Origin of the sequence: Streptomyces sp. NPDC056600, from assembly GCF_042792855.1 — a bacterium.
Taxonomy (GTDB): domain Bacteria; phylum Actinomycetota; class Actinomycetes; order Streptomycetales; family Streptomycetaceae; genus Streptomyces.
This window is the reverse complement of sequence record NZ_JBHTVQ010000019.1, coordinates 1-25,197: the sequence shown is the minus strand read 5'-3', so window position 1 is coordinate 25,197 and position 25,197 is coordinate 1. Positions and strand designations below refer to the sequence as shown.

The 25,197-nt window shown below is 73.6% G+C and carries 20 protein-coding genes and 1 pseudogene; 13 read left to right on the top strand and 8 right to left on the bottom strand.

Annotation, left to right across the window (positions count from 1 at the left end; genetic code table 11):
• The first annotated feature begins 105 nt into the window (after positions 1–105).
• The 3 genes and pseudogenes from ACFRAV_RS12395 to ACFRAV_RS12385 all read left to right on the top strand — a co-directional run.
• Positions 106–453, top strand: a complete 348-nt coding sequence (locus tag ACFRAV_RS12395; RefSeq protein ID WP_382554264.1) for a deoxyxylulose-5-phosphate synthase — start codon at positions 106–108, stop codon at positions 451–453.
• A gap of 76 nt (positions 454–529) precedes the next feature.
• The gene (locus tag ACFRAV_RS12390; protein WP_382554262.1) at positions 530–1,021 is read left to right on the top strand and encodes a hypothetical protein; all 492 of its coding nucleotides are present in this window, start codon (positions 530–532) and stop codon (positions 1,019–1,021) included.
• A 296-nt stretch (positions 1,022–1,317) separates the two neighbouring features.
• A pseudogene (locus ACFRAV_RS12385) lies at positions 1,318–1,542 on the top strand (3-keto-5-aminohexanoate cleavage protein); the annotation flags it as partial.
• Here ACFRAV_RS12385 and ACFRAV_RS12380 read toward each other — a convergent pair.
• Both ACFRAV_RS12380 and ACFRAV_RS12375 read right to left on the bottom strand, forming a co-directional pair.
• Entirely contained in the window at positions 1,487–1,996 is a 510-nt protein-coding gene (locus tag ACFRAV_RS12380) for a GNAT family N-acetyltransferase (protein WP_382554260.1), read from the bottom strand. The pseudogene ACFRAV_RS12385 and the gene ACFRAV_RS12380 overlap by 56 nt on opposite strands.
• 13 nt (positions 1,997–2,009) lie before the next feature.
• Entirely contained in the window at positions 2,010–3,254 is a 1,245-nt protein-coding gene (locus tag ACFRAV_RS12375) for a serpin family protein (protein WP_382554258.1), read from the bottom strand.
• Positions 3,255–3,304: 50 nt separating this feature from the next.
• On the opposite strand from ACFRAV_RS12375, the gene ACFRAV_RS12370 reads away from it, so the two are divergent.
• The 3 genes from ACFRAV_RS12370 (at position 3,305) to ACFRAV_RS12360 (ending at position 4,522) form a co-directional block, all read left to right on the top strand.
• Positions 3,305–3,898 (top strand): AAA family ATPase, encoded by a 594-nt coding sequence (locus ACFRAV_RS12370; RefSeq protein ID WP_382554256.1) that lies wholly within the window; start codon positions 3,305–3,307, stop codon positions 3,896–3,898.
• Between the two features lie 12 nt (positions 3,899–3,910).
• Positions 3,911–4,213 (top strand): HIT family protein, encoded by a 303-nt coding sequence (locus tag ACFRAV_RS12365; protein WP_382554253.1) that lies wholly within the window; start codon positions 3,911–3,913, stop codon positions 4,211–4,213.
• A gap of 177 nt (positions 4,214–4,390) precedes the next feature.
• Positions 4,391–4,522 (top strand): hypothetical protein, encoded by a 132-nt coding sequence (locus tag ACFRAV_RS12360; RefSeq protein WP_382554251.1) that lies wholly within the window; start codon positions 4,391–4,393, stop codon positions 4,520–4,522.
• A gap of 98 nt (positions 4,523–4,620) precedes the next feature.
• On the opposite strand, the gene paaI is transcribed toward ACFRAV_RS12360, so the two are convergent.
• Positions 4,621–5,031, bottom strand: a complete 411-nt coding sequence (gene paaI / locus ACFRAV_RS12355) for a hydroxyphenylacetyl-CoA thioesterase PaaI (protein WP_382554397.1) — start codon at positions 5,029–5,031, stop codon at positions 4,621–4,623.
• Positions 5,032–5,493: 462 nt separating this feature from the next.
• Between paaI and ACFRAV_RS12350 the strand changes: the two genes are divergently transcribed.
• A complete protein-coding gene (locus tag ACFRAV_RS12350; protein ID WP_382554249.1) occupies positions 5,494–7,185 on the top strand; it encodes a carbohydrate-binding module family 20 domain-containing protein in 1,692 nt (563 codons plus the stop codon).
• A 56-nt stretch (positions 7,186–7,241) separates the two neighbouring features.
• On the opposite strand, the gene ACFRAV_RS12345 is transcribed toward ACFRAV_RS12350, so the two are convergent.
• A complete protein-coding gene (locus ACFRAV_RS12345; RefSeq protein WP_382554248.1) occupies positions 7,242–8,165 on the bottom strand; it encodes an ABC transporter permease in 924 nt (307 codons plus the stop codon).
• Positions 8,162–10,801: an alpha/beta fold hydrolase gene (locus ACFRAV_RS12340; RefSeq protein ID WP_382554246.1), complete on the bottom strand. Its 2,640-nt coding sequence runs from the start codon at positions 10,799–10,801 to the stop codon at positions 8,162–8,164. Before ACFRAV_RS12340 ends, ACFRAV_RS12345 begins: the two co-directional genes overlap by 4 nt.
• A 317-nt stretch (positions 10,802–11,118) precedes the next feature.
• Here ACFRAV_RS12340 and ACFRAV_RS12335 point away from each other — a divergent pair, with 317 nt between their 5' ends.
• Positions 11,119–13,899 carry a penicillin acylase family protein gene (locus ACFRAV_RS12335; RefSeq protein ID WP_382554244.1) on the top strand — a complete coding sequence of 927 codons (2,781 nt, stop codon included), beginning with the start codon at positions 11,119–11,121 and terminating at the stop codon, positions 13,897–13,899.
• Between the two features lie 135 nt (positions 13,900–14,034).
• Here ACFRAV_RS12335 and ACFRAV_RS12330 read toward each other — a convergent pair whose 3' ends face one another.
• A complete protein-coding gene (locus ACFRAV_RS12330; protein WP_382554242.1) occupies positions 14,035–14,325 on the bottom strand; it encodes a zinc-ribbon domain-containing protein in 291 nt (96 codons plus the stop codon).
• 199 nt (positions 14,326–14,524) lie between these two features.
• Between ACFRAV_RS12330 and ACFRAV_RS12325 the strand changes: the two genes are divergently transcribed.
• From ACFRAV_RS12325 to ACFRAV_RS12315, 3 genes are all read left to right on the top strand, one after another.
• Positions 14,525–16,090 carry a phytoene desaturase family protein gene (locus ACFRAV_RS12325; protein WP_382554394.1) on the top strand — a complete coding sequence of 522 codons (1,566 nt, stop codon included), beginning with the start codon at positions 14,525–14,527 and terminating at the stop codon, positions 16,088–16,090.
• Between the two features lie 149 nt (positions 16,091–16,239).
• Positions 16,240–17,049 carry an NPP1 family protein gene (locus ACFRAV_RS12320; RefSeq protein WP_382554240.1) on the top strand — a complete coding sequence of 270 codons (810 nt, stop codon included), beginning with the start codon at positions 16,240–16,242 and terminating at the stop codon, positions 17,047–17,049.
• 234 nt (positions 17,050–17,283) lie between these two features.
• The gene (locus ACFRAV_RS12315; protein ID WP_382554237.1) at positions 17,284–20,457 is read left to right on the top strand and encodes a hypothetical protein; all 3,174 of its coding nucleotides are present in this window, start codon (positions 17,284–17,286) and stop codon (positions 20,455–20,457) included.
• Positions 20,458–20,593: 136 nt separating this feature from the next.
• Here the strand turns inward: ACFRAV_RS12315 and ACFRAV_RS12310 are convergent, their stop codons facing one another.
• A complete protein-coding gene (locus tag ACFRAV_RS12310) occupies positions 20,594–21,523 on the bottom strand; it encodes a response regulator transcription factor (protein WP_382554234.1) in 930 nt (309 codons plus the stop codon).
• Between the two features lie 129 nt (positions 21,524–21,652).
• Between ACFRAV_RS12310 and ACFRAV_RS12305 the strand changes: the two genes are divergently transcribed.
• Entirely contained in the window at positions 21,653–23,272 is a 1,620-nt protein-coding gene (locus tag ACFRAV_RS12305; protein WP_382554232.1) for an AMP-binding protein, read from the top strand.
• Positions 23,273–23,321: 49 nt separating this feature from the next.
• Here the strand turns inward: ACFRAV_RS12305 and ACFRAV_RS12300 are convergent, their stop codons facing one another.
• Positions 23,322–23,858, bottom strand: coding sequence for a DUF4240 domain-containing protein (locus ACFRAV_RS12300; protein ID WP_382554230.1), 537 nt, complete (start codon positions 23,856–23,858; stop codon positions 23,322–23,324).
• 219 nt (positions 23,859–24,077) lie between these two features.
• On the opposite strand from ACFRAV_RS12300, the gene ACFRAV_RS12295 reads away from it, so the two are divergent.
• A complete protein-coding gene (locus ACFRAV_RS12295; protein WP_382554391.1) occupies positions 24,078–25,088 on the top strand; it encodes a LacI family DNA-binding transcriptional regulator in 1,011 nt (336 codons plus the stop codon).
• Positions 25,089–25,197 lie beyond the last annotated feature (109 nt).

The following is a 25,197-nucleotide window of genomic DNA, read 5'->3' as shown; positions in this document are numbered from 1 at the left end:
CTTCGGGGGCGCGGGGTGCAGGGGTGGAGGCGTGCCGACCGGACGGGGACCGGGGTGGGGTGAAAAGCTGTCGTGGCCGCGGCCGGCCGCCGTTACCGTGGGCGCATGGGGATCGCCAGGACGTCGTACGTGTGCCTGCCGTGCCGGGCTTCGTGGAAACAGGAGTTCCGCCGGGAGGGCGATGACGGCCGCGCGCGGATCTGCCCCCGCTGCGCGGGTCCGCTGACCCACGTCGGGTCGGTCTTCGCGGCGCCCGCGCGGCGCGACGACGAGGGCTGGCGGGTGCTGACAGTGTTGCTGAACGTGGGCGTCCGGTTCCACGCGACCGGTTGCTGCGGCCGTGGCCAGGGCTACCGTCCGCGCACCATGCGGGAGGTGCGGGAGCGGCTCGCGTACGCCGGGCGCACCGGGATGCCCGTCGCCAGGGCCCTGGTGCTGCCCGAGGTGCCGTGAGTCAGGCCCTGCCCGGGCGGGAGTGCGAGCTGCCGATCGCTTCGCTGCCGGGCGGCCGCCCTCGGCAGGGGCCCGCATGACGGCCGCCCCCTCCAGGCGGCGGGCCGGCGCTGCGCGACCCGCGACCCGCGCCCTGGAGGACGACCTGCGGCGTCTGCTCAACGAGTGGGATCCGATCGGCGTCGCCGACGAGGTGGCGGACGAGTACGACTGCATGCTCGGCCCTCTCCTGCGGCGACTCGGCGGCGGGGCCGGCCCGCTGGAGATCCGCGGGTTCCTGCGGGACGAACTGGAGCAGCACTTCGGTCTCGACCCGGTGCGGTCCGGCCCGGCGGCGATGGCAGCCCGGGTGATGCGGTGGTGGGCTGCCGTCGGCGAGGGCGGCGACACCGGCAGCGGCGACACCGGCAGCGGCGACACCGGCAGCGGCGACACCGGCAGCGGCGGGACCGGCAGCGGCGGCACCGGGCTTCGGCGTGCCGTGCGGGGCTGGTGGCGAGCCGCTCCGCTCAGCCGTCAGCGTCACCGCCGCCGTCTCCGGGGCGGGTCTCCGGGGATCCTGGACTGAGCGCGTGCGGGCCTCGTCGGCGCGTCTGGTTGCCGACCGGACACTTGCGGCACCTCGGCCCCACGTTCCGGCCAACCGGCCAACCGGCCAACCGGCCAACCGGCCAACCGGCCAACCGGCCAACCGGCTGACCGGCTGACCGGTCGTCGGCCGGAAGACGCCTCGGGGGCCGGGCTGCGAGGACGGCGGCATGCTCCAGGTCTGCCTGAACGGTGCGCGAAGCAGGGACGAGTGCCCTCATCTGCCGGTCACCCCCGCCGAGTTGTCGATCGCCGCCCGGCAGGCCGTCGACGCCGGCTGCCGCGCCGGTCCTCCTGCACGGCGAGGACGCCGCCGCCTGGCCCGTCCTGCGACTCGCGGCCGCCCGCGGTCCGGACACCCGGATCGGCCTGGAGGACGCGCTCCTCCTGCCCGACGGCAGGCCCGCCCCGGGCAACGCCGCCCTCGTCCGGGCGGCGCGCGAGGTCATCGCAGAGGCAGAGCCCAGGCGACCTCACGGGCCAGCTGACCCGTCCCGGTGAAGAGCCGGACCTGCTCGGTGTCCGCCAGCGCGGCGGCCAGGGCGTCCCGGTCGGCCGGGACGAAGCCGAGCTTCCGCCAGAAGGGGCCGGAGCGGCGGCTGAACAGCCAGGCGTGTTCGGCGCCCTCCTCGACGGCGCGGGCGAGGGCGAAGCGCGCCAGCTCGCTGCCGTGTCCGGAGCGCCGCGCGGCAGGGCTCACCGCGACGCTGCGGACCAGCGCGTGCCGGCCGTCCGCGCTCAGCTCGTAGCCGGTGCTCCCGGTGACTGTCCCGTCCGGGGCCCGGTCGATCCACAGCCGCACGGAGGGGGCGTCCAGGCCGCTGAGCGTGAGGTCGGCCTCCCCGAGGAAGGCGGTGAGCGCGGCGACGTGCTCCGACGTCACGCGCGTCAGCGCCGGTGAGCCGGACAGGTCGCGGCCGGGGTGCGAGCCGTGGGCGCGGGAGGCCGTGAACATGGGGCGGATTGTGTCACCCACCCGGCGCGTTCACCCATCCCGCCGCCAGGACGAGCCCGCTCCGGCGGTGGACGGCGAGGAAGCCGAAAGGCCGGTCGAAGCGGACGCGCACCTCGGTGACACGGTGGCGCGTGACCGGAGGGGCGCCGCCCGCCGTCATGGCGAAGGCCGTGACCGCCGAGGCCCGGAATCCGCGCTCGCCGAAGGCCGCGGTGGCCTTCTGAGCGGCAGCACTCAGCGCCAGCGGCTGGTCGCTCACGCCCGGCAGGTGGCCGCGCCCGGTGTCCAGGAAGGCGGTCAGGCCGAAGAGGCCAGGATGCCGTGTCAGGTCGTGGTCGCCCGTCACGGCGAACGGCACGGTCGTGACGTCGAGCGTGGGCGGGCCCGCGACGGTGCGCAGGGCGTGGCGCACCTCGATGCCCGGGCCGGGCTCGCCGAACGGCAGCTCGCTGCCCCGGACCACCGGGCGGCGGTGCTCCAGTACGTCCAGTCCGCTCCTGAGCACCCGTCCGGGCCCCGCCGAATCCTCGCCCAGGAGCAGGCGCACGTCCACGCCCTCACGGCCCATGACGGTCAGCCCGGTCACCGCGCCGTGCGGGGTGTCCGCGAGGACGAGCCGCTCCGGCACCGTGCCCGAGCGGTACAGCGCGGGGACCTCCAGGTCCCGCCACGGGCCGGACTCCGGGCACAGGTGGCCCGACACGAAGGGCCGGTGCCACTCGGTGGCCACCGTGAGGGCGGTGGCGAGGACCATCTCGGTGTCCTCGCGGACCGGCACGGGCATGCGGTCGATCCCGCCGCCGGTGCGGCCGGCCGCCCACGCGTCCAGGGCGGCCGAGTCGGCCCGGGGATCGCCGGTGAGCACCCCGTGCGTGCCGGGTGCGAGACGTTCCAGCCAGGAGGACCTGACCTCGAGCGTGCGGCGGGTCCACAGGCCGAGGGCGAGCCGCAGCGCCGGTTCGCCCTCCAGGACCGCCAGCAGCCCGCGCGCCGCGCCCGCCGCCTCGGAGGCGTCCAGCCCCACCGCACCGGCCAGTTCCTCCCGGGCGCGGCCGCCGGCTCCGTCGGCGAGGAACGCCAGCAGCGGCCAGACGCCCACCGCGGAGAACGCCGTGCCGGTCCCGTCCGCCGGCACCTCCTGGGCCCATCGCGCCGTCAGCCCGTTGACCGCCCGCACCGTCCGCCCGTCGATCCGCACCCCGCCGCCGCCCCCGCGTTCGTCCGCCGTGTGCCGTGCCGTGCCGTGTGCCGCCCGCACGGTACCGGAACGGGCTCCGGGCGGCCCCACCGTTGTGCGACCGTGGCGTCATGCTGATCGTCATGGCGGGGCTGCCCGCGGCAGGCAAGAGCTCGGTCGCCGAACGCCTGGGGCGGGTGCTGCCCGCGGCGGTGGTGTCGGTCGACCCGGTCGAGGCGGCGATGTGGCGCGCCGGTGTGGACCGCGGTCAGCCCACGGGCCTCGCGGCCTACCTCGTGGCCGAGTCGGTGGCCGACGGTCTGTTGTCCCTCGGGCAGAGCGTGATCATCGACGCCGTCAACGCGGTGGAGGCGGCTCGCGCGCAGTGGCGGGTTCTGGCGGAACGCCACAGCACGCCCGTCGCCTTCATCGAGGTGGTGTGCTCGGACCGGCGGGTGCACCGTCGGCGGCTGGAGAGCCGCTCGCGCGGCATCGTGGGCTTCGGGGAACTCGGCTGGGAAGCGGTGGAGCAGCGGCGGGCCGAGTACGAGCCATGGACCCGGCAGCGGCTCGTGCTCGACTCGGTCACCGACCTGGACTCCAACGTGACGACGGCACAGGAGTACCTGGCAGCCGCGGCGCTCCCGGCGCCGTCCCAGGGTGCGCGGACGGCTGAGCCGGCGGGTGGCGGGGGTGGGGCCGAAGCGCTGACGGAGGACTTCTAGTGTGACGAGGCGTTGAGCGGCCGGACGCCCGTCGAGGTCGTCGCCGAGACCGGGACCGTCCTGGCTTTCCACCACACCCGCCCGTTCTGGCCGGTCCACGTCGTGGTGGTGCCCAAACAGCACGTGCCCTCGCTGGTGGAGCTGGGCGGTGCCGACATCTCGGCGGTCCACGACGTCCTGTCCGTCGTCCGTCAGGTGGCCCGGCAGGTCACGGCCGAGCACGGCGCGTGCCGGGTGCTGACCAACCTCGGCGACTACCAGGACTCAAAGCACCTGCACTTCCACGTCAGTCATGGGGAACCGCTGCACGGATGACGCCGTGCACGTGGCGTGGCCGGCTTGTCGGACCCGGCACCTGGCATCCGGGTACGGCTGGAGTCCGACCACCTGGACCGCCTCGCAGGTCACCGGCATCGACGCCTCGACGCGGTGTGCCGCCGTGCGTGAACTGGACTGGTCCGGGCCCCGAACCGGCGGCCGTGGCGGACCTGGGTGACGTGCGCCCCGCACCTTGGCTCCATCGCGAAGATCGGTGACGCCTTCGGGGCAGCCTGCCTCAACGAGCTGGACATGCGCACGCCGTTCATCGAGACCGTGGCCGTCGACGCCGTGCGCGACTGGTGACCGCCGGGACCTGTGGGGAGCGGTCCTCCGGGTCGGTCCCGTCCGCAGGACCTTGACCCGCTGCAGGGTGCCGACGGGCCGCTCCGGCGTCCGGGGGGTCATCGCGACTCCTCGTGCGCCGTGGGGCGGGGACGGACGGTTCCGCCGCCGACCGCGCGGCTGCGGCCGCGGAACTCCGCGACCACCTCGTCACCGCGACGGAGCGTGACGTCGTAGATGCCGCTGCGCCCGAAGCTGGTGCGCTCCTCGGCGGTGGCCACCAGTACGTCGTCCTCGTGCACCGGGGCGACGAAGTCGATGTCGGCCCCCGCCGCGACGGTCACCGGCCCGCGGCTGTTGCAGGCGCAGGCGAAGGCCGTGTCGGCGAAGAGGAACAGGTAGCCGCCATGCGCGATGCCGTGCCCGTTCACCATCGCGCGGGTCACCCGCATCCGGCACACCGCGGTGCCCGGACCGTGCTCCACCAGCTCGATGCCGAGGGCGGCCGAGGCCGCGTCGGCGGCGAACATCGTCTCCGCCGGACCGGGGGAGTCCTGAGCGGTCTGGCTCTGGGACTGCGTCAAGGGAAACCACCACCGTGAGTTACCGACCGAACATTCGGTAATCGTGCGTAGAGGCCAGTAATTCAGCCACGCGAAGGGCTGTCAAGAGGCGACGGAGGAGGGGTCGGTGATCGTCCGTGGGCTTGTCGCGGGAGCGCCGACGGGGCCCTGGGGGCCCGGGAGTGAGCGATCTGGGCGGCGGCGGGCGAAGCGCCCGCATTGCTCCGGTGATCTTGGAAGCGGTTGCTGCGCGAAGGGTTGACGCCTGGTCGGGCCGCTCGTACGGTCGCGACCGCAGCCCAGTTGCAAGAGCTTGCAGCAAGCCCCGTCGGATTCTTGCACCGGGACGCGGCCGCTGAAGTGCCCCTGTAATCCCCCCTGCAACGCGCGCATCTCCCCCCCTCGCCCTCTCCCCTCCGTGGAGGACACATGGCCAAAAAGACCATGGCCGCGACTCTCGCCCTCGTGGCGGGAGCCGCCCTGGCCGTCGTGGCGGCGCCGACGACGGCGCAGGCCGCCCCGCCCGGCGACAAGGACGTCACCGCCGTCCTGTTCGAGTGGAAGTTCGCCTCGGTCGCCAAGGCGTGCACCGACCAGCTCGGACCGGCCGGTTACGGCTACGTCCAGGTCTCGCCCCCGCAGGAGCACATCCAGGGCTCCCAGTGGTGGACCTCGTACCAGCCCGTCAGCTACAAGATCGCCGGCCGCCTCGGTGACCGCACCGCCTTCAAGAGCATGATCGACACCTGCCACGCGGCGGGCGTCAAGGTCGTGGTCGACACGGTGATCAACCACATGTCGGCAGGGTCCGGCACCGGCACCGGCGGCTCCACCTACACGAAGTACAACTACCCGGGCGTCTACTCCGCCCCGGACTTCGACAACTGCACCGCCCAGATCAGCAACTACGGCGACCGGGCCAACGTGCAGAACTGCGAACTGGTCGGCCTGGCGGACCTGGACACCGGCGAGGACTACGTCCGCGGCCGGATCGCCGGGTACATGAACGACCTGCTCTCCCTGGGCGCCGACGGCTTCCGGGTGGACGCCGCCAAGCACATGCCCGCGGCCGACCTCGCGAACATCAAGTCCCGGCTGACCAACCCGAACGCCTACTGGAAGCAGGAGGTGATCCACGGCGCCGGCGAGGCCGTCCAGCCCGACGAGTACCTCAACACCGGTGACGTCCAGGAGTTCCGGTACGCCCGCGACCTGAAGAGGGTCTTCACCAACGAGAACCTCGCCTACCTGAAGAACTACGGGGAGTCCTGGGGCTACCTCGGCTCCTCCAAGGCCGGCGTCTTCGTCGACAACCACGACACCGAGCGCAACGGCGAGACCCTCAACTACAAGGCCGGCGCCACCTACACCCTGGCCAACGTCTTCATGCTGGCCTGGCCGTACGGCTCCCCGGACGTCCACTCCGGCTACGAGTTCAGCGACAACGACGCCGGCCCGCCCAACGGCGGCCAGGTGAACGCCTGTTACAGCGACGGCTGGAAGTGCCAGCACGCCTGGCGCGAGATCTCCTCCATGGTGGCCCTGCGCAACACCGCGCGCGGCCAGACGGTGACCAACTGGTGGGACGACGGCGGCGACCGGATCGCCTTCGGCCGCGGCAGCAAGGCCTACGTGGCCATCAACCACACCGGCACCGCCCTGTCGCGCACCTTCCAGACCTCACTCGCCGCCGGGGACTACTGCGACGTGCAGTCCGGCCGGGCCGTCACGGTCAACTCCTCCGGGCAGTTCACCGCCACCCTCGCCGCCGAGACCGCGGTGGCGCTGCACACCGGGGCCCGCACCTGCTCCGGCACCGTCCAGCCGTCCGCCGGGGCCTCGTTCAAGGTGAACGCGACCACCGTCGTCGGCGAGAACATCCACGTCGCCGGCGACTGCTCGCAGCTCGGCGGCTGGGACACCGCGAAGGCGCCGAAGCTCGACCCGGCCGCCTACCCGGTGTGGAGCCTGGACGTCGCACTGCCCGCCGGCACCACCTGCGCCTACAAGTACGTGCGCAAGAACGCCTCCGGTGCCGTCACCTGGGAGTCGGGCGCCAACCGCACCCTCACCGTGCCGGCCGACGGCCGGGTCACGCTGAACGACACCTGGCGCGCCTGACCATCGCCGCCTGACCGGCGCCGACCCCAGGCCATGAGGAAAGGGGGCGGCGCCGGTCAGGACACGACGTCCTTGCGGGCGAACCCGCGGAACGCCAGGGCGAAGAGCACCAGCGCGTAGGCGACCGACACCGACATGCCCTGGATCATCGCGTCCCAGTCCACCTGCGGCTGGATGGCGTCCGCCCAGGCGAACTGCCAGTGCGCGGGCAGGAACTCACGCCACTGCCCGAGCGCCTCCACCTGGTCCAGCACGCTGCCGGCGATGGTCAGGCCCACCGCCCCGCCCACCGCGCCCAGCGGCGCGTCGGTCCGGGTGGAGAGCCAGAACGCCAGGCCGGCGGTCACCAGCTGGGAGACGAACAGGTAGCCGACCACCACCGCCAGCCGCCACAGGGCGTCGGTGAGCGGCAGCGCGCCGCCGGTGGGGATCCGCAGCGGGCCCCAGCCGTAAACGACCGAGCCCACCGCGAGGGCGACCAGCGGCAGCCAGATCATCGCCGCCAGGCTCATGGCCAGCCCCACGGCGAGCTTGGACCACAGCAGCCGCATCCGGGGCACCGGGGCGGCCAGCAGGTAGCGCAACGAGGACCAGTTGGCCTCCGAGGCCACCGTGTCGCCGCAGAACAGCGCCACCGGCACCACCAGCAGCAGGCTCGCCGAGACGAACAGGCAGGTCGCGGCGAAGTTGGCGCCCGAGGCGGTCGCGGTGTCCATCAGGTTGATCCGGCGGCCGGGCCCGTCCCCGTCGTCGCCGCCGATCGCGAAGGCCACCGCCATGACCACCGGCAGCAGGGTCAGCACGGCGCCCATGGCGAGCGTCCGGCCCCGCTTGAGCTGCCGGACGAACTCGACACTCAGCGGCAGGGTCCGCCCCGGCCGGTAGCCCTCGGCGGTCGCGGCCGAGACCGCGGTCGCGGCCGGCCCCCCGTCGGCCGCCGGCTCCGGGCCGGACCCGGCGAGCGTGCTCTGCGGGCTCATGCGGACTCTCCGATCAGGGTGAGGAAGGCGTCTTCCAGCCGGCGGTGCGGGCCCACCGACTCCACCGGGACGTCGAGCCGGACCAGCTCGGCGACCAGACGCCCGGGAGCGGTGCCCGCCACCAGGCGGATCACCAGGCCGTCGTCGGTGACCACCGCCGTGTCCACCTCGGGCAGCGCGGCGATCTTGTCGGCCAGCGGAGCCGCCACCGGCTCGCCGGTGCCGACCAGGAGGGTGTCGCCGGTGCCGACGATCTCCGCCACCGGGCCGGCCTGCACCAGCCGGCCCTGGTCCATCACCACGAGATGCGTGCAGGTCTGTTCCACCTCGGCGAGCAGATGGCTGGAGACGATCACGGTCCGGCCGGCGGCCGCGTACCGGATCATCACCTCGCGCATCTCACGGATCTGCGGCGGGTCGAGCCCGTTGGTGGGCTCGTCGAGGATCATCAGGTCGGGCAGCCCCAGCATGGCCTGGGCGATCGCCAGTCGCTGCCGCATGCCCTGCGAGTAGGTGCGCACCGCGCGTTCCAGCGCGCCGCCGAGGCCGGCGATCTCCAGTGCCTCCTCCAGGTGGGCGTCCTCGGCCGGCCGGCCGGTGGCCCGCCAGTACAGCTCCAGGTTCTCCCGCCCGGACAGGTGCGGCAGGAAGCCGGCGCCCTCGACGAAGGCGCCGACCCGGGAGAGGACCGGCGCGCCCGGCCGGATCGCGTGGCCGAAGACCCGGATCTCCCCCTCGTCGGGCCGGATCAGCCCCATCAGCATCCGCAGCGTCGTGGTCTTGCCGGCCCCGTTGGGGCCGAGCAGGCCCAGCACCTGCCCCTTCTCCACGCGGAAGGACAGGTCCCGCACCGCGTAGCGGTCGGCGGAGCCGGCGTACCGCTTGCTCAGCCCGCTGATCTCCAGCGGCACCCCGGAGAGCTCCGGCGACGGCGCCGGAACGGCCGTGCGGCGGCGGCCGGCGAACAGCAGCGCCGTCGCGATCAGCAGGCCCGCCAGCGGCAGCCACCAGACCCGGGCCGGCAGCGGGGCCTCGGCCGCCCGCACGTCCTTCGCGGTCGGCACCATCAGATCGCCCCGCAGGGAGACCGAGTACGTCGCCGGGGCGGCGGGCGAGGCGTAGGCGAGGTCGGTGGAGGCCAGGACCAGCCGCAGCCGGTGCCCGGCGCTGACCTCGTGGTCGATGACCGGCAGCGGGATCCGGACGTCCTGCCCGGAGGGCACCCGCAGCGGGGTGACCAGCTGGGAGGGCAGAACCTGCCGCCTGCCGTCGGGGCCGACGTCGTAGACCTTGGCGAACAGCACCGCGTCGTCGGTGTCCGACTCGACGTGCACGGTCGCGGTGGGGGAGCCGGTGATCCGCAGGTCCTCCGTCAGAGGCCGCGACTCGAACGCCGCGAACTGGCCGGGGATGTCCAGGGAGGTGTCGACGCCCAGCGAGGAGAGCTGGGCCATCCCCCCGCCCGCGGCGAGGCCGGGCAACGAGGAGACGGCGGGCGGCGCGGCGCCCGCCGGGTTCTCGACCCGCTGTTCCTTCCCGGTCAGCGGGAACCGCAGCAGGCCGGCGTTCAGCCCCGGGTACTCCGCGCTGCTCGCCCCGGTGTACCGGACGTCGCCGTCCCGGGAGTCCACCCCGCCGGCCCGGGTGACGCGGAAGGCGGGCCCGGTGTCGGTCTTCCGCTCGCCCTTGAGATAGCGGTCGAACCAGGCCTCGGTGCGGGCCTGGACCCGCCCGCCCTCGGCGCTGCCGCCGTCGTGCCCGCCGGCCAGCCAGTCCACGGCCACCGGAGCGCCGTTCGCCCGGATGGCCCGGGCGGCCGCGTCCGACTGGTCCAGCGGGAAGAGCGAGTCGCTCTGGCCCTGCATCAGCAGCGTCGGCGCCTTGATGCGGTCGCCGACGGTCACCGGACTGCGGCCCGCCAGCAGTTCCATGGCCTCGACGTCCGGCTTCCCGGACTGCGCGACCCGCTCGTACATGCGGCACAGCTCGTCCTCGAAGTGCGAGCAGCCGCCGCCGGAGCTGATGAAGGTGCCCGCCCAGAGCTTCTTGAAGACGCCGTTGGGGAAGAACGCGTCGGACAGGTTCCAATAGGTGATCGCCGGGGCCAGCGCGTCGATGCGGCCGTCGTGCCCGGCGGCCAGCAGGGCGATCGCCCCGCCGTAGGAGGCGCCGGCGGCCCCCACCCGGGGGTCGCCCTTGCCGTCCAGGCGCACCTCGGGGCGGGTGGCCAGCCAGTCGATCAGCCGGGAGACGTCGGCGACCTCGGACTTCGGGCCGTTGATCCCGATCTTCCCGGTCGACCGGCCGAACCCGCGGGCCGACCAGGTCAGCACCGCGTACCCGTGCCGGGCGAAGTCCTCGGCCTGCGCGCGGACCTCTCCCTTGTCGCCGCCGAAGCCGTGCCCGAGGAGCACCGCGGGGCGGCGCCGGTCGGACGGGCCGGAGGTGTAGAAGGAGGTGTCGAGCCGCACCCCGCCGTCCATCGTCATCATCCGCGCAGTGTGCCGCACCGGGGGCGCGTCGTCCCCGGAGGCCACCGCCGCGGTGCCGACGGCAGCGGCGCCCGCCAGCACGACGGCGGCCGCCGCTGCCGCGAGCACACGCTTCCGTGGCCACCTGGGCAATCGAAGATCCATGCGGAACACCCTACGGGGGGTTCCCGGACGCCCGGCCCGCACCCGCTTCCCGGGCCTTCCGCCCCGGTCGTCAGCCACCCCCTCGGTGGCGGGGAGAGGGCAACTTCCCGCGGGCACACGTCCGTCGAGGACCGTGGTCCCCGGAAGGGTGTCCGTGGGCAGGACGGCGGCCGCGGCGGCTGCCGAGAGCGCGGATACCCTCCATGCGTTCCTCACAAACCCCGCGATCCCCGCGCGAAAGTTGGCGTACCGGCATCTTCAACTGTGCGGCTACCGGCGGTAACCTCCTGGCCCTGTCCCCGTCGGGAGGAGCTGCCGTGAGACGGCACACCCCACGCACCGCCCCTGACAGACGAACCGCCCGCAGGCTCCCGGTCCTGCTCACCGGCGCCATGATCGCCGCCCTGCTCGCCCCCGCCTTCCCCTCCGCCGCGGCGCCCGCCACACCCGTCGCGGCCGCCGCCGTGACCGACCACTGCGGCGACGGCTGCTCGGACATCCTGCCGCCCGGCGCGGACGGCACCGCCACCCTCGCCGAGATCCTGCTCGACCAGACCGTCAACACCGTCCCCGCGCACAGCGACGACCAGCTCGGCCCCTACGCGAACCTGGCGAGCGGCTATCCGGAGCTGACCGAGTCCACCATCGGCGACTTCTTCAACGACGCCTCCTTCGGCGTCCCCGCCGACCAGGTCGCCTCCACCAAGAAGCCCGCCGGCCGCACGGACGTCACCATCGTCCGCGACAAGGCCACCGGCGTCCCCCACATCACCGGCACCACCCGCTACGGCACCGAGTTCGGCGCCGGGTACGCCGCCGGCGAGGACCGGCTGTGGCTGATGGACGTCTTCCGCCACGTCGGCCGGGGAGAGCTCACCTCCTTCGCGGGCGGAGCGCCCGGCAACCAGGCGCTGGAACAGGAGTTCTGGCGGGCCGCGCCCTACACGGAGGCGGAGCTCCAGGCCCAGATCGACCGGGTGGCCGCCGAGAACGGCGAACGCGGCCGCCAGGCCCTCGCCGACGCGCAGGCCTACATCGACGGCATCAACGCCTACATCACCGCCTCCGACAAGGGCCGCTACTTCCCCGGCGAGTACGTGCTCACCGGGCACAAGGACCCGATCCTCAACCTGGGCAAGATCCAGCCCTTCAAACTGACCGACCTGGTGGCCCTGGCCTCCGTCGTCGGCGCGCTCTTCGGCTCCGGCGGCGGCGGCGAGGTCGACAACGCCTTGTCGCTGCTCGCCGCGCAGTCCCGCTACGGCGTCCAGGAGGGCACCCGGGTCTGGGAGTCCTTCCGCGAACGCGACGACCCGGAGGCGGCGGTCACCGTACACGGCGCCCGCTTCCCCTACGCCGGCCGGCCCGCCGACCCGCAGGGCACGGCACTGCCCGACCCGGGCTCGGTGACCCGCGAGCCGCTGGTCCACGACCGCACCGGCAGCGCCGCCACGGCCAAGGCGGACGCCACCGCCGAGGCCGCGGCCGCGGCCGCCGTCGGATCCGCCCGGCGCGGCATGTCCAACGCGCTGGTGGTCAGCGGCGAGCACACCGCGAGCGGCCGCCCCGTCGCCGTCTTCGGCCCGCAGACCGGCTACTTCGCGCCCCAGCTGCTGATGCTCCAGGAGATCCAGGGCCCCGGCATCAGCGCCCGCGGCGCCTCCTTCGCCGGACTGTCGATGTACGTCCAGCTCGGCCGCGGCCAGGACTACGCCTGGTCCGCCACCACCTCGGCCCAGGACATCGTCGACACCTACGCCGTGGAACTGTGCCAGGACGACTACCACTACCTGTTCCACGGGCAGTGCGTGGCCATGGAGAAGGTGGAGCACACCAACTCCTGGAAGCCCACCGTCGCCGACTCCACCGCCGCCGGCTCGTACCGGATGCGCGCCTGGCTCACCAGGTACGGACCGGTCGAGTACCGCGCCACCGTCGGCGGCAAGAAGGTCGCCTACACCAGCCTGCGCACCTCCTACCGGCACGAGGTCGACTCCATCGTCGGCTTCCAGATGCTCAACGACCCCGGCCACGTCACCGGCCCGGAGACCTTCCAGCAGGCGGCGCAGCACATCAACTTCACCTTCAACTGGTTCTACGCCGACTCCAGCCGCACCGCCTACTACAACAGCGGCGACAACCCCGTGCGGGCCGCCGGCGTGGACCCGGACTTCCCCGCCTGGGCCGACGCCCGCTACGAGTGGCGGGACTGGAACCCCGAGAACAACCGGGCCGCCTACACCCCGCCGGCCCAGCACCCGCAGTCGCTCGACCAGGACTACTACATCTCCTGGAACAACAAGCTGGCCCACGGCTACACCGTCGCCTCCTGGGGCGACGGCTCGGTCCACCGCGGCGACCTGCTCGACGACCGGGTCCGGGCCCTCGTCCAGAACGGCGACGTCACCCGGGCCTCGCTCACCCGCGCCATGGCGCAGGCCGGCCTCGCCGACCTGCGCGCCGAACAGGTGCTGCCCAAGCTCCTCAAGGTGCTCCGCAGCGGCCCCGTCGACGATCCGGCCGTCACCGACGCGATCGCCAAACTGTCGGCCTGGAACTCGGCCGGTTCCCTGCGCACCGAGACCTCACGCGGCTCGAAGCGGTACGCGCACGCCGAGGCGATCCGGATCCTGGACGCCTGGTGGCCGCTGCTGGTGAAGGCCGAGTTCGGGCCCGGCCTCGGCGAGGGCCTCTACACCGCCCTGGAGAACAACCTGCCAGTCGACGAACCGCCGGGCGCCTCGCACGGACCCACCGGCGGGCACGCCGGCAGCGCCTTCCAGTACGGCTGGTGGAGCTACGTCGACAAGGACGTCCGCGCCGTGCTCGGCGAGAAGGTGGAGGGCGGCCTGGCCCGCTCCTACTGCGGGGCCGGCGATCTCACCGAGTGCCGGGGCGTGCTCGCCCGCACCCTCAAGGACGCGGCCGGCCGCACCGCCGCACAGGTCTACCCGGGCGACGAGCACTGCGCCGCGGGGGACCAGTGGTGCGCCGACGCGGTGATCCACCGGGCGCTGGGCGGCATCACCCACGCCCCGATCAGCTGGCAGAACCGGCCCACCTACCAGCAGGTCGTCGAGTTCGCGTCCCACCGGTAGAACCTCCGGGACGCACGGTCCCCGGGGCGCACGCTTCTCGGGGACCCACGGGTCCTCGGGGACCGCCCGGTCCCCGAGGACGCGCCGATCGCCCGGGAGGCGGGCCCGGCCACGGCCCGGCCCGCCGTCCCGGCGTCAGGACTGGTACGGCTGCTGCTGGGAGCTGCCCTGGACCGGGTTGCCCTGACCGCCCGCCGCGCCCGCCTGCAGCTGGTCCGCCTCCGCGCTGCTCAGCCGCCGCTGCGCCCCGCAGAAGGTGCACTGCGTCGAGTACTTCACCGAGAGGGGGAAGAGCGGCACGAAGAACAGCGTGAACTTCGTGACGTGCTTGCGCAGCGCGTGCGCGGAGGGGTTGCCGCAGTTCCCGCAGACCAGCGTCAGCATGGCCAGCTGGTACAGGTAGCCCTTGGTACCGAAAATGATCATCTTATGGTCCTTCCCCCTTGCGGCGTGCGCTCACAGTACCCGCAGTGGTCGAACGTGTCCCGGGGCCGCCGGGTTCCCCCCCGATGAGGGGGCCGGCCGCCCTCCGCGTACACCTACCGGGTCACCGCAGGAGCTCCACCCATGCACGGGCCTGGGCCTCGGGCACCCGGTGGGGGAGGGTGGGCGCATGACATCGATCATGACGAGCCGCACCGCCTACGACGTCGTCGTGGTCGGCGGCGGCCACAACGGGCTCGCCGCGGCCGCCTACCTCGCCCGGGCCGGACTCTCCGTCGCCGTCCTGGAGCGCCTCGACCGCACCGGCGGGGCCGCCGTCTCCGCGCAGGCCTTCCCCGGGCGGCCCACCCGGCTCTCCCGCTACTCCTACCTCGTGTCGCTGATGCCCGAGCGGATCATGCGGGACCTGGGGCTGGAGCTCGGCCTGGCCTCCCGCTCCACCGCCTCCTACACCCCCGTCCTGCGGGACGGACGGCCCGGCGGGCTGCTGGTGGAACGGCCCGAGGGCGAGGCCACCCGCGAGAGCTTCCGCCGGCTGACCGGGTCGGACGCCGCGTACGAGGCGTGGAGCGACTTCTACGCCCGCCTCGGCGGCCTCGCCGAGGTGCTGGCGCCCACCCTCACCGAGCCGCTGCCGCGCGAGAGCGACCTGCGGGGGCGCGTGGATCCCGGCCTCTGGGAGGAGATCGTGCGGCGGCCCCTCGGCGAGGCGCTGGAGAGGCGGTTCGCCGACGGCACCGTCCGCGGCGTGGTGGCCACCGACGCGCTGATCGGCACCTTCGCGGCCCTCGACGACCCCCGGCTGATCCAGAACCGCTGCTTCCTCTACCACCTGATCGGCAACGGCACCGGCGAATGGCGCGTCCCCGTCGGCGGGATGGGCGCGGTCACCGACGCCCTGGCCGCCGCGGCGCTGCGGGCCGGCGCCGAGCTGGTGACGGGCGCCGAGGTCACCGCCGTGCGGCCCGCCGCCGACGGCGCCGAGGTCGAGATCGCCGGAGGACCCGCCCTGCGCGCGCGGTTCGTCCTCTCCAACGCCGCGCCCTGGGTGCTCGACGGGCTGCTCGGCGAGACCCGCGACCCCGCCGACAAGCCGGTCGGCTCCCAGCTGAAGATCAACTTCCTCCTCGACCGGCTGCCGCGCCTGAAGTCCGGGGCCGATCCCCGCGTCGCCTTCGCGGGCACCCTCCATCTGGACGAGGACTGGGACGACCTGGCCGCCGCGTACGCCGATGCCTCGGGCGGACGGGTGCCCCGGCGGCTACCCGGCGAGGTGTACTGCCACTCGCTCACCGACCCGTCGATCCTGGGCGACGTCCCCGAGGGCACCCACACCCTCACCTACTTCGGCCTCCACCTCCCCGCCACCCTCTTCGCCGACCCCGCCACCCGCGCCGAACGCAAGGCGGAGGCGGTGCGCCGCGCCGTCGCCTCCCTCGACCGGCACCTGCTCGACCCGCTCGACTCAGTGATCGCCCGCGACGGCGACGGACGGCCCTGCGTCGAGGCCAAGATCCCGCAGGACGTGGAGGCGGACGTCGCCATGCCGGGCGGCCACATCTTCCACGGCGACCTGGCCTGGCCCTGGGCCGCTGACGACGCCGACCTGTCCACCCCGGCCGCCCGCTGGGGCGTGGCCACCCGCCACCCCTCGGTGCTGCTCTGCGGCTCCGGCGCGGTCCGCGGCGGAGCGGTCTCCGCGCTCGGCGGCCACAACGCGGCCATGGCGGTGCTGGAACAGGCCTGATCCCGGCACGGCGGGGGCGGAATTGGGTCGTTCTTCATGAGCACGTCATTCCCCGCGGGCTCCGGTACCGGCAGAGTGTCCCGTGCACGCGTCGCGCACCCACGGGTGCGTCACATCCCCTCTCCAGCGGACGAGTTGAGGAGAACGCCTTGCCAGGACGACGCACCTCCCCGGTCAGACCCCGCTCCGCCCGCCCCCGCCGCGCCGGCCGGGCGCTCGGCACCCTCGGCGGCGCCCTCGTGCTGCTGCTCGCCGTCGCCGGCCCCGCCCAGGCCGCCCCGCCCGCCGCCCTGCCGGTGAACGCCACCTCGCTCGAGCTGCGGTTCCAGCCCGCGCTCGACTACGACACGGACGGCTGCTACTCCACCCCCGCCATCGGGCCCGACGGCTCGCTCAACGGCGGGCTCAACCCGACCGGCGCCCTCAACGGCAACTGCCGCGAAGACTTCGACCTGGGCAACACCAACGCCTACTCCCGGGCCACCTGCAACAACGGCTGGTGCGCGGTGCTCTACGGCCTCTACTTCGAGAAGGACCAGGCCCTCGCCGGCACCAGCATCGGCGGCCACCGGCACGACTGGGAGCACATCGTGGTCTGGGTCGAGCAGGCCACCGACACCGCCCGCTACGTGGCCACCTCGAACCACGGCGACTTCACCGTGCACGGCCGGGACCGCATCCCCTGGGAGGGCGCCCACCCCAAGGTCGTCTACCACAAGGACGGCATCAGCACGCACTGCTTCCGGGCCGCCACCGCGAACGACGAGCCGCCGGAGAACCACCGGGGCGCCTGGCAGTACCCGGCGCTCGTCGGCTGGAGCGGCTACCCGGCCGGACTGCGCGACAAGCTCGCCCAGGCGAACTGGGGCAGCGCCAACTTCGGCCTGAAGGACAGCAGTTACCTCTCCCACCTGGAGAAGGCGAAGCCGGCGGGCATCCCCTTCGTGCCGGCGCTCTGAGGCGGCGGACGTGGCGCTGACGACGGAGGCCGGACGCGGCGCCACGTCCGAAGTCAAGCAGGTGACGGTGCGACACGAAGGTGAGCGCCCGGATGCAGCACCGACACCCGACCTGACGGCGTGTCGCTTCCCTGTCGGCGCACCGGAAGGGCGCGAAACCGGTCATAGCCGTATGTTCCGAGCATGAGATCATTTTTCAGACTGCCATCCGCGCGTCGTGGCACCCGCCGCCGCGTGGGGTGTGCACTGGGCGTGGCGGGCATGGTGGCCACCGGGCTCGGGATGAACTCCGTGGCCCAGGCGCAGCCGGTCGGTGTCCCGCTGGTCGACGAGACGTTCACCCATGCCACGGCCGACCCCGAGTTCATCGGCTACGGCCCCGCGTGCCTGACCGGAGCGCCGGAGGCGCCGGCCCCTCCGCCGACGGGCCCGCACGAGCTGACGGGCTGTCCGCCGGGCGGGGCGGGCCCGCTGCCGCCGAACGGCGCCGATCCGCACGGCTACCTCCGCCTCACCACCGCGGACCGCGACCAGTCCGCCGCCGTGCTGTACAACCACGCCCTGCCTGCCAACCAGGGCGTGGTGGTCACCTTCGACCAGTGGCAGTACGGCAGCACCACGGCCCGGCCCGCCGACGGAATCTCCTTCTTCCTGATCGACGGCGCCGCCGAGCTGACCGCCCCCGGCGCCTTCGGCGGCAGCCTCGGGTACGCGCAGAAGCTGCCCGACGACAACCCGGCGAACCCCTTCCTGCCCGGCGTCAACCACGGGTACCTGGGTGTCGGTCTCGACGTTCTCGGCAACTTCTTCGGCGACTGGGAGCACCGGGGCAACGGCTGCGACACCCGCTCACCGGCCGGCACCCACATCCGCGAGTCCGAGCCCAACAAGGTCACCCTGCGCGGCCCCGGCAACGGCACGGAGGGCTACTGCTTCCTCACCTCCACCGCGCAGAACCTGGACAGCACCACCGGCCCCTGGCCCAGCACCCTGCCGGGCAACCTGCACGGGCCGACCACGAACATCCCCGCCGACGCCACCCCCGAGGAGGCCGAGGCGCTGCTGGAGCCGTCGCGTCGCACCGTGCGGGTGGAGGTCTCGCCCGGGCCCGATCCGGTGGTGACCGTCTGGATCGACTTCGACGGAGGTGTGGACGACCTCCAGCAGGTGCTGACCGCGCCGGCCCCGCAGCCGGTGCCCTCCAGCTACAAGTTCGGTTTCGCCGCCTCGACGGGCCTGTGGACCGACGTGCACCTGATCCGCAACGTGAGCGTGCACGCGGCGGCCCAGCTGCCGCGGCTCAACCTGGTCAAGCAGGTGGCCAAGGAGCCCGAGGTCCCGTTGCCCCTGGAGCCGGGCCAGCAGGTTCCCTACCAGTACGTGGTCACCAACAGCGGCAACACCCCGCTGACCGGTGTCACGGTGACGGACGACCACGTCACGAGGATCGCCTGCCCGAAGACCACGCTCGCCGTCGGCGAGTCGATGACCTGCACCGGGACGTACGCGGTGACCGACGCGGACGCCAGGGCGGGCCAGGTCCGCAACGTGGCCGACGCCGTGGGCAGGTCGAACGGCACCGAGGTCGAGGCCCCGCCGGCCGAGGTCACCCTGCCGGTCCAGCGTGGCCCGGGTCTGCGGATCGAGAAGACCGCCAACGGCAACGTCGCCTACCGGGTCGGTGAGAAGGTCGAGTACCGGTACACGGTGAGCAACACCGGACCGGTGGCGATCACCGGGCTCACGATCAGGGACGACCGCGTCACGGACATCGAGTGCGCCGCCGTGACGCTCGCCCCGGAGGGTCAGGACGGTGACACCACCGAGTGCACCGGTACCTACACGGTGCAGCCGGAAGACGCCGACAGAGGGTACGTGGAGAACGTGGCCACCGCCGTGGGGCAGGCCGACGGCCGGCCTGTCGAGTCGGACGAGGACCGCGTGACGGTCGGTGTCGCCAACGAGCTGCTGCTGCTGCTGGACAAGTCCGTCGACGACTCCCGCGCCTACGAGGTGGGCGACCCGGTCGCCTACGAGTACCGGGTGACCAACGCCGGTGACGTGGCGGTCACCGACCTCGCCGTCGTCGACGACGTCGTCACGGGCATCGAGTGCGACGACACCACGCTGGCGCCGGACGCGTTCACGATCTGCCGGGCGACGTACACCGTCAGGCAGGAGGACGTCGCCGACGGCAGGGTCGTCAACCTCGCCTTCGCCCGGGGCCGGTCCGGCGGCAGGGAGACGGACTCGGAGCCCGACAGCGCGACGATCCAGATCCTCACTCCTGGCGCACCCGGGCTGGCCATCGTCAAGGAGGTGGAGGGCGCCGGTGAGTACCGCGTCGGCGAGACGGTCACCTACGAGTACACGGTGACCAACACCGGTGACACGCAGATCACCGGAGTCCGGGTGCAGGACGACCGGGTTGACCCGGTGACCTGTGACGACACGACGCTGGCGTCGGGCGAGGCCACCACCTGCCGCGGCACCTACACCGTCACCCCCGAGGACGCGGCGAACGGCTTCGTCGTCAACGTGGCGCGGGCCTTCGGCACCTCCGGCACCACCCCGGTCGAGTCCGACCCCGCCACCGAGAAGGTCGAGGTCGTCGGCCAGCGTTCCTCGCTGACCATCGACAAGCGGGTCGACGAGGAGCGGACCTACCAGGTCGGCGACCTCGTCGACTACGAGTACGTCGTGCGGAACACGGGCGAGACCACGCTGACCGACGTGCAGGTCACCGACGACCGGGTCGTGGGGATCGCATGCCGGCCCACCACCCTGGAGCCCGGCGAGGAGGTGACCTGCACCGGTTCCTACCGGGTCAGCGAGTCCGACGCCGAGGCCGGGTCGGTCACCAACACCGCATCGGCGACCGGCACCTTCGGCGGGCAGCAGTTCCGCTCCGAGGAGGACAGCGCGCGGATCACGGTCGCCGGCGGCGGTGGCGAGTCCGGGCTGCGGCTCGACAAGCGGGTGGACGACGACCGCACCTACCGGGTCGGCGACGTCATCACCTACGAGTACGTCGTCGAGAACACCGGCGACACCCCGCTCACGGGCGTGGCCGTCCAGGACGACCGCCTCGGCCGGGTGACCTGCCCCTCGACCACGCTGGCGCCGGGCCAGGAGATGACCTGCACCGGCACCCACCGGGTCACCGTGGCGGACGCGAAGGCCGGCCGGATCACCAACACGGCGATCGCCGTGGCCGCCGGGGGCGTCCGCTCGGACAGCGACTCGGCGACCGTCCAGGTCGAGCGCAAGCCCTGCGAGGGCAAGCACTGCGGGCCCGGCCACGGTCACGGCAAGCCCTGCAAGGGCGGCCACGGCAAGCCGGGCCACCACGACGGGTACGGGGCGGACCGGGCCACCCCGTGCCGGCACGTGCGGTCCGCCGCCTGACGGACCGTGACCGACGGACCCGGACCGCCGGCATCTCACCGGCGGTCCGGGACCTGAGCCCCGCACAGTGAGGGCGCCCCCCCGCGGACACGCGGACGGGCGCCCTTCCGCACGCCTGCCCCGGCAGCGGGACGGCTCAGGGCATCAGCCCCGCCCGCCGGGCGGCCGTCACCGCGGCCCACCGCCCTCGCGCCCCCAGCTTCCGGGCGGCGGAGCCCAGGTAGGCCTTGACGGTCTCCTGCCGCAGCCCCAGCCGCCGGGCCGCGGCCGCGTTGGTGTCGCCGACCGCCACGCAGGCCAGCACGTCGAGTTCACGCGGCGTGAGGCCGACCGGCGCGCCGACCGGTGGCACCGGCCCGCCGTCGCCCGCACCACCGGGGCCGAGCAGTGCGCACACCTCGTCGAGGCCGGCCCGCACCGCAGGATCGTCGACGTGCGGGGCCAGCGCCCGCAGCGCCGCGTACGCCTGCCTGGCCCGCTCCCGCAGCGGGCCGTCGGCCTCGTCCGCACGCTGCGGCTCCGCCAGGCCGGTGGGCGGCCGCCCCGCCCCCTCGTCGGCCGCCCCCGCGTCCTCGGCGGCGGTCAGCCCCCGCGCCGCCCGGCGCGCGGCCTCCACCGCCGCGCCCAGCGCGCGGTCGCCCAGCGGCTCGGCGGTGCGCAGGGCGCCGTACAGGACGCCCCGCACCCGGCGGCGCACCACCACGGGCACCGCGAGCACCGAACGGAGCCCCTCCGCCGCGACGGCGGCGTCGTACTCGTGGCTGATCCGCCGGGACGCCGCGTAGTCGGCGACCGCGCACGGGCGTTGCAGTACGGCCGCCCTGCCGCCGAGGCCGGTGCCGGTGGAGACGGCCAGGGCGCGCAGTGCCGGGGTGCGGGTCCCGCTGAGCTCGCTGATCCGGATCCGCGGCCCCGTCGACTCCACCAGCCCGCCGAAGACGACGGGCAGCCCGCTGGTGCGGCCCAGGCGGGTCAGCGCGGTGCGGATCGCCGCCGCGGCGGCGCGGTCCGCGGCGCCCCCACCGTGCCCGGCGTCCGCACGGTCCGTCCCGTTCGTCCGCGCCACTCTCTCCGCCCTTCGTCGTCGCTCCCGCTTGGCTACCCCCGTTCGGGGGTGGCGGGATCCGTGTCACGGATTACACGATGGCGGGGAGCCGTCCGGCAATGGTGCCGGAACCCGTTCCTGGAGGACGCCATGACCACGCGGACCCCGGCCGCGCTGTCGTACACCCACGGCACCGGCGCCACCCCGCTGCTCGGCGACACGATCGGCGCCGACCTGGCCCGGACGATCGCCGCCCATCCGGACAGGGAGGCGCTGGTCGACGTGGCCTCCGGACGCCGGTGGACCTACGCGCAGTTCGGCGCAGCCGTCGACGAGGTGGCCCGCGGACTGCTGGCCCTGGGCGTCACGACGGGGGACCGCGTCGGCATCTGGGCGGTCAACTGCCCGGAGTGGGTGCTCGTCCAGTTCGCGACCGCCCGGATCGGCGCGATCATGGTCAACATCAACCCGGCCTACCGCACGCACGAGCTGGAGTACGTGCTGGAACAGTCCGGCGTGAGCGTGCTGGTCTCCTCGCTCGCCCACCGCACCAGCGACTACCGGGCCATGGTCGAGGAGGTCCGGGGCCGCTGTTCGGCCCTGCGGGAGACCGTCTTCATCGGCGACCCCTCCTGGGACGCCCTGACGGCCGGCGCCGCCTCGGTGCCCGAGGAACGGCTCGACGAGATCGCGGCCGGGCTCAGCTGCGACGACCCGGTGAACATCCAGTACACCTCCGGGACCACCGGCTTCCCCAAGGGCGCGACCCTCTCGCACCACAACATCCTCAACAACGGGTACTGGGTGGGCCGCACCGTCGGGTACGACGAGCAGGACCGGATCTGCATCCCGGTCCCCTTCTACCACTGCTTCGGCATGGTCATGGGAAATCTGGCGGCCACCTCGCACGGCGCCTGCATGGTGATCCCCGCGCCCTCCTTCGACGCGGCGGCCACCCTGCGCGCCGTCGAGGCCGAGCGCTGCACCTCCCTCTACGGGGTGCCCACCATGTTCATCGCCGAGCTGGCTCTGCCCGACTTCGCCTCCTACGACCTCTCCAGCCTCCGCACCGGCATCATGGCCGGCTCGCCCTGCCCGGTGGAGGTGATGAAGCGGGTGGTCGCCGAGATGCACATGGCCGAGGTCTCCATCTGCTACGGCATGACGGAGACCTCGCCGGTGTCCCTCCAGACGCGGAGGGACGACGATCTCGAGCACCGCACCGCCACCGTCGGCCGGGCGCTCCCGCACATCGAGGTGAAGATCGTCGACCCGGCGACCGGGGTGACCGTGGAACGCGGCGTGCCGGGCGAACTGCGCACCCGCGGCTACAGCGTGATGCTCGGCTACTGGAACGACCCCGCGCGGACCGCCGAGGCCATCGACTCCGCCCGCTGGATGCACACCGGGGACCTCGCGGTGATGCGCGAGGACGGGTACGTGGAGATCGTCGGCCGCATCAAGGACATGATCATCAGGGGCGGCGAGAACATCTACCCCCGGGAGATCGAGGAGTTCCTCTACCGCCATCCGAAGATCGCGGACGTCCAGGTCGTCGGGGTGCCGCACGAGCGGTACGGCGAGGAGGTGCTCGCCTGCGTGATCCCTCGCGACCCGGCGGACCCGCCGGCCCTGGAGGACGTGCGCTCCTTCTGCGAGGGCCGGCTCGCCCACTACAAGGTCCCCAGCCGCCTCGCGGTGCTGGACGCCTTCCCGATGACGGTCTCCGGCAAGGTCCGCAAGATCGAACTCCGCGAGACGCACGGCTGATCGGGCGGTGCCGGTCGGCCGCTGCGACCGCGGGGTGGGGCGCCTGCGTTCACTCCCGGTACAGGGCGGCCAGGCGGGGGAGCCGGCGCGTCATCTCGGCGTGGTCGCCGAAATCGAAGTTCCAGGCGGGGTCCAGCCGCTGGTAGCGGATGGTGAACGCGTCGTCGGGGAGCTCGCGGCCGGTCGCCGCGATGTGCGCGTCCCAGGCGATGCCGAGCGTGTTCTCGCACCACAGGTCGTGTCCGGCGGCCGCTGCTCTCCGCACGGCCGGGAGCTCCGCCAGGGCGTCGGGGTCGGCGACCACGCGCTCGAAGGTCTCGCGTCCCTGGACGATCAGCCAGCCCCGGAAGTAGTCGAAACCGTCGTCGGAGCATCCGCCGTTGATCAGATAGGCGGCGGCCCACAGAGGATTCGTGTAGGAGACGGCCATCAGGTCCCACAGGGTCTGCGACGCCGCGACGATCGCCTCGGCGGGGTGGGCGGCCAGCGCCGCGCCCGCCCGGCGGGCGACGTTTTCACCGTCGCCCGGGTCGGGCGCCTGGTCGCGGGCCGTCTCGACGAGGTGCCAGAACTGTCGTATGTCCATGGCGGCGGAGCATGCCACCCGGGTCGGACAACGGGCGGCGGTGAAGGCCGGGCGACCGGATGCCGGCGCCCCGGGTCACGGTTCGGCGGCCGGTCGTGCAAGCGCTCTCAGCGGGAGGACCGGGAGCGCCTATCCTGGTCCGCGCCGGGTGACCGGCGCGGCATCGGGCGAAGGAGCCCGCGGACGCAGACAAGGAGCGCACCGTTGTCCGAGCAGACCATGGGACCCCGCCCGACGCTCGAGGCGGTCGCGGAGCGGGCCGGGGTGTCCCGGGCGACGGTCTCCCGCGTGGTCAACGGGGCCGTGGGGGTGCGGCCGCCGCTCGTCGACAAGGTCCGCAAGGCCGTGGAGGAGCTGGGGTACGTCCCCAACCACGCCGCCCGGTCGCTGGTGACCCGGCGCACCGGCGCGGTCGCGGTGATCATCGCGGAACCCGAGTTCCGGGTCTTCTCCGACCCGTTCTTCGAGCAGCAGATCCGCGGCATCAGCCGCGAACTGAGCGCGCACAGTGCCCAGTTGGTGCTGCTGTGGGTGGAGGGCGCCGGCGAGCACGAGCGGATCGCCCGCTACCTGGAGGGCGGTCACGTGGACGGCGCGCTGGCCTTCTCGCTGCACAAGGACGACCAACTGGCGTCCCTGATAGCCCGTACCAGGATCCCGGCGGTCTTCGGCGGCCGCCCCGCCCCCGGGTCCGGGCCCGTCGCGCCGTTCGTCGACTGCGACAACCGCGGGGGCGCGCGCGAGGCGGTGCGTCACCTGGTGTCGCTGGGTCGCCGCCGGATCGCCCACATCGCCGGTCCGCGCGACAAGATCGCCGCCCTCGACCGCATCGACGGGTACCGGGACGTGCTGGTCGACGCACCCGAAGAGCTGTTGTGGCAGGGCGACTTCACCGAGGAGAGCGGCGCCCGCGCGATGGCCGGCCTGCTGGACCGGTGTCCCGGCCTGGACGGGGTCTTCGTGGCCAACGACCTGATGGCGGCGGGCGCGCTGCGCACGCTGCGCGAGCGGGGCGCGCGGGTGCCGCAGGACGTGGCCGTGGTCGGGTTCGACGACATGGCCGCCGTGACGGGGGTCACCGACCCTCCGCTGACGACCGTGCGGCAGGACATCGAGGGGATGGGACGGCTGATGGTGCGGCTCCTGATGCGGCTGCTGGACCGGCCTGGCGACGAGGCCCCGGCGTCCGTGATCACCCCGACCACGCTGGTCCGACGGGACTCCGCCTGACACGCCGGAGGGACCTGACGGGCCGCGGGTCCACAGGGCCCCGGGCTGTGAGGTCACGACGGCGGGCCTGGGGGGGCTCGTCCGGGGGGCTGAGGGTGGGGAGGGGGAC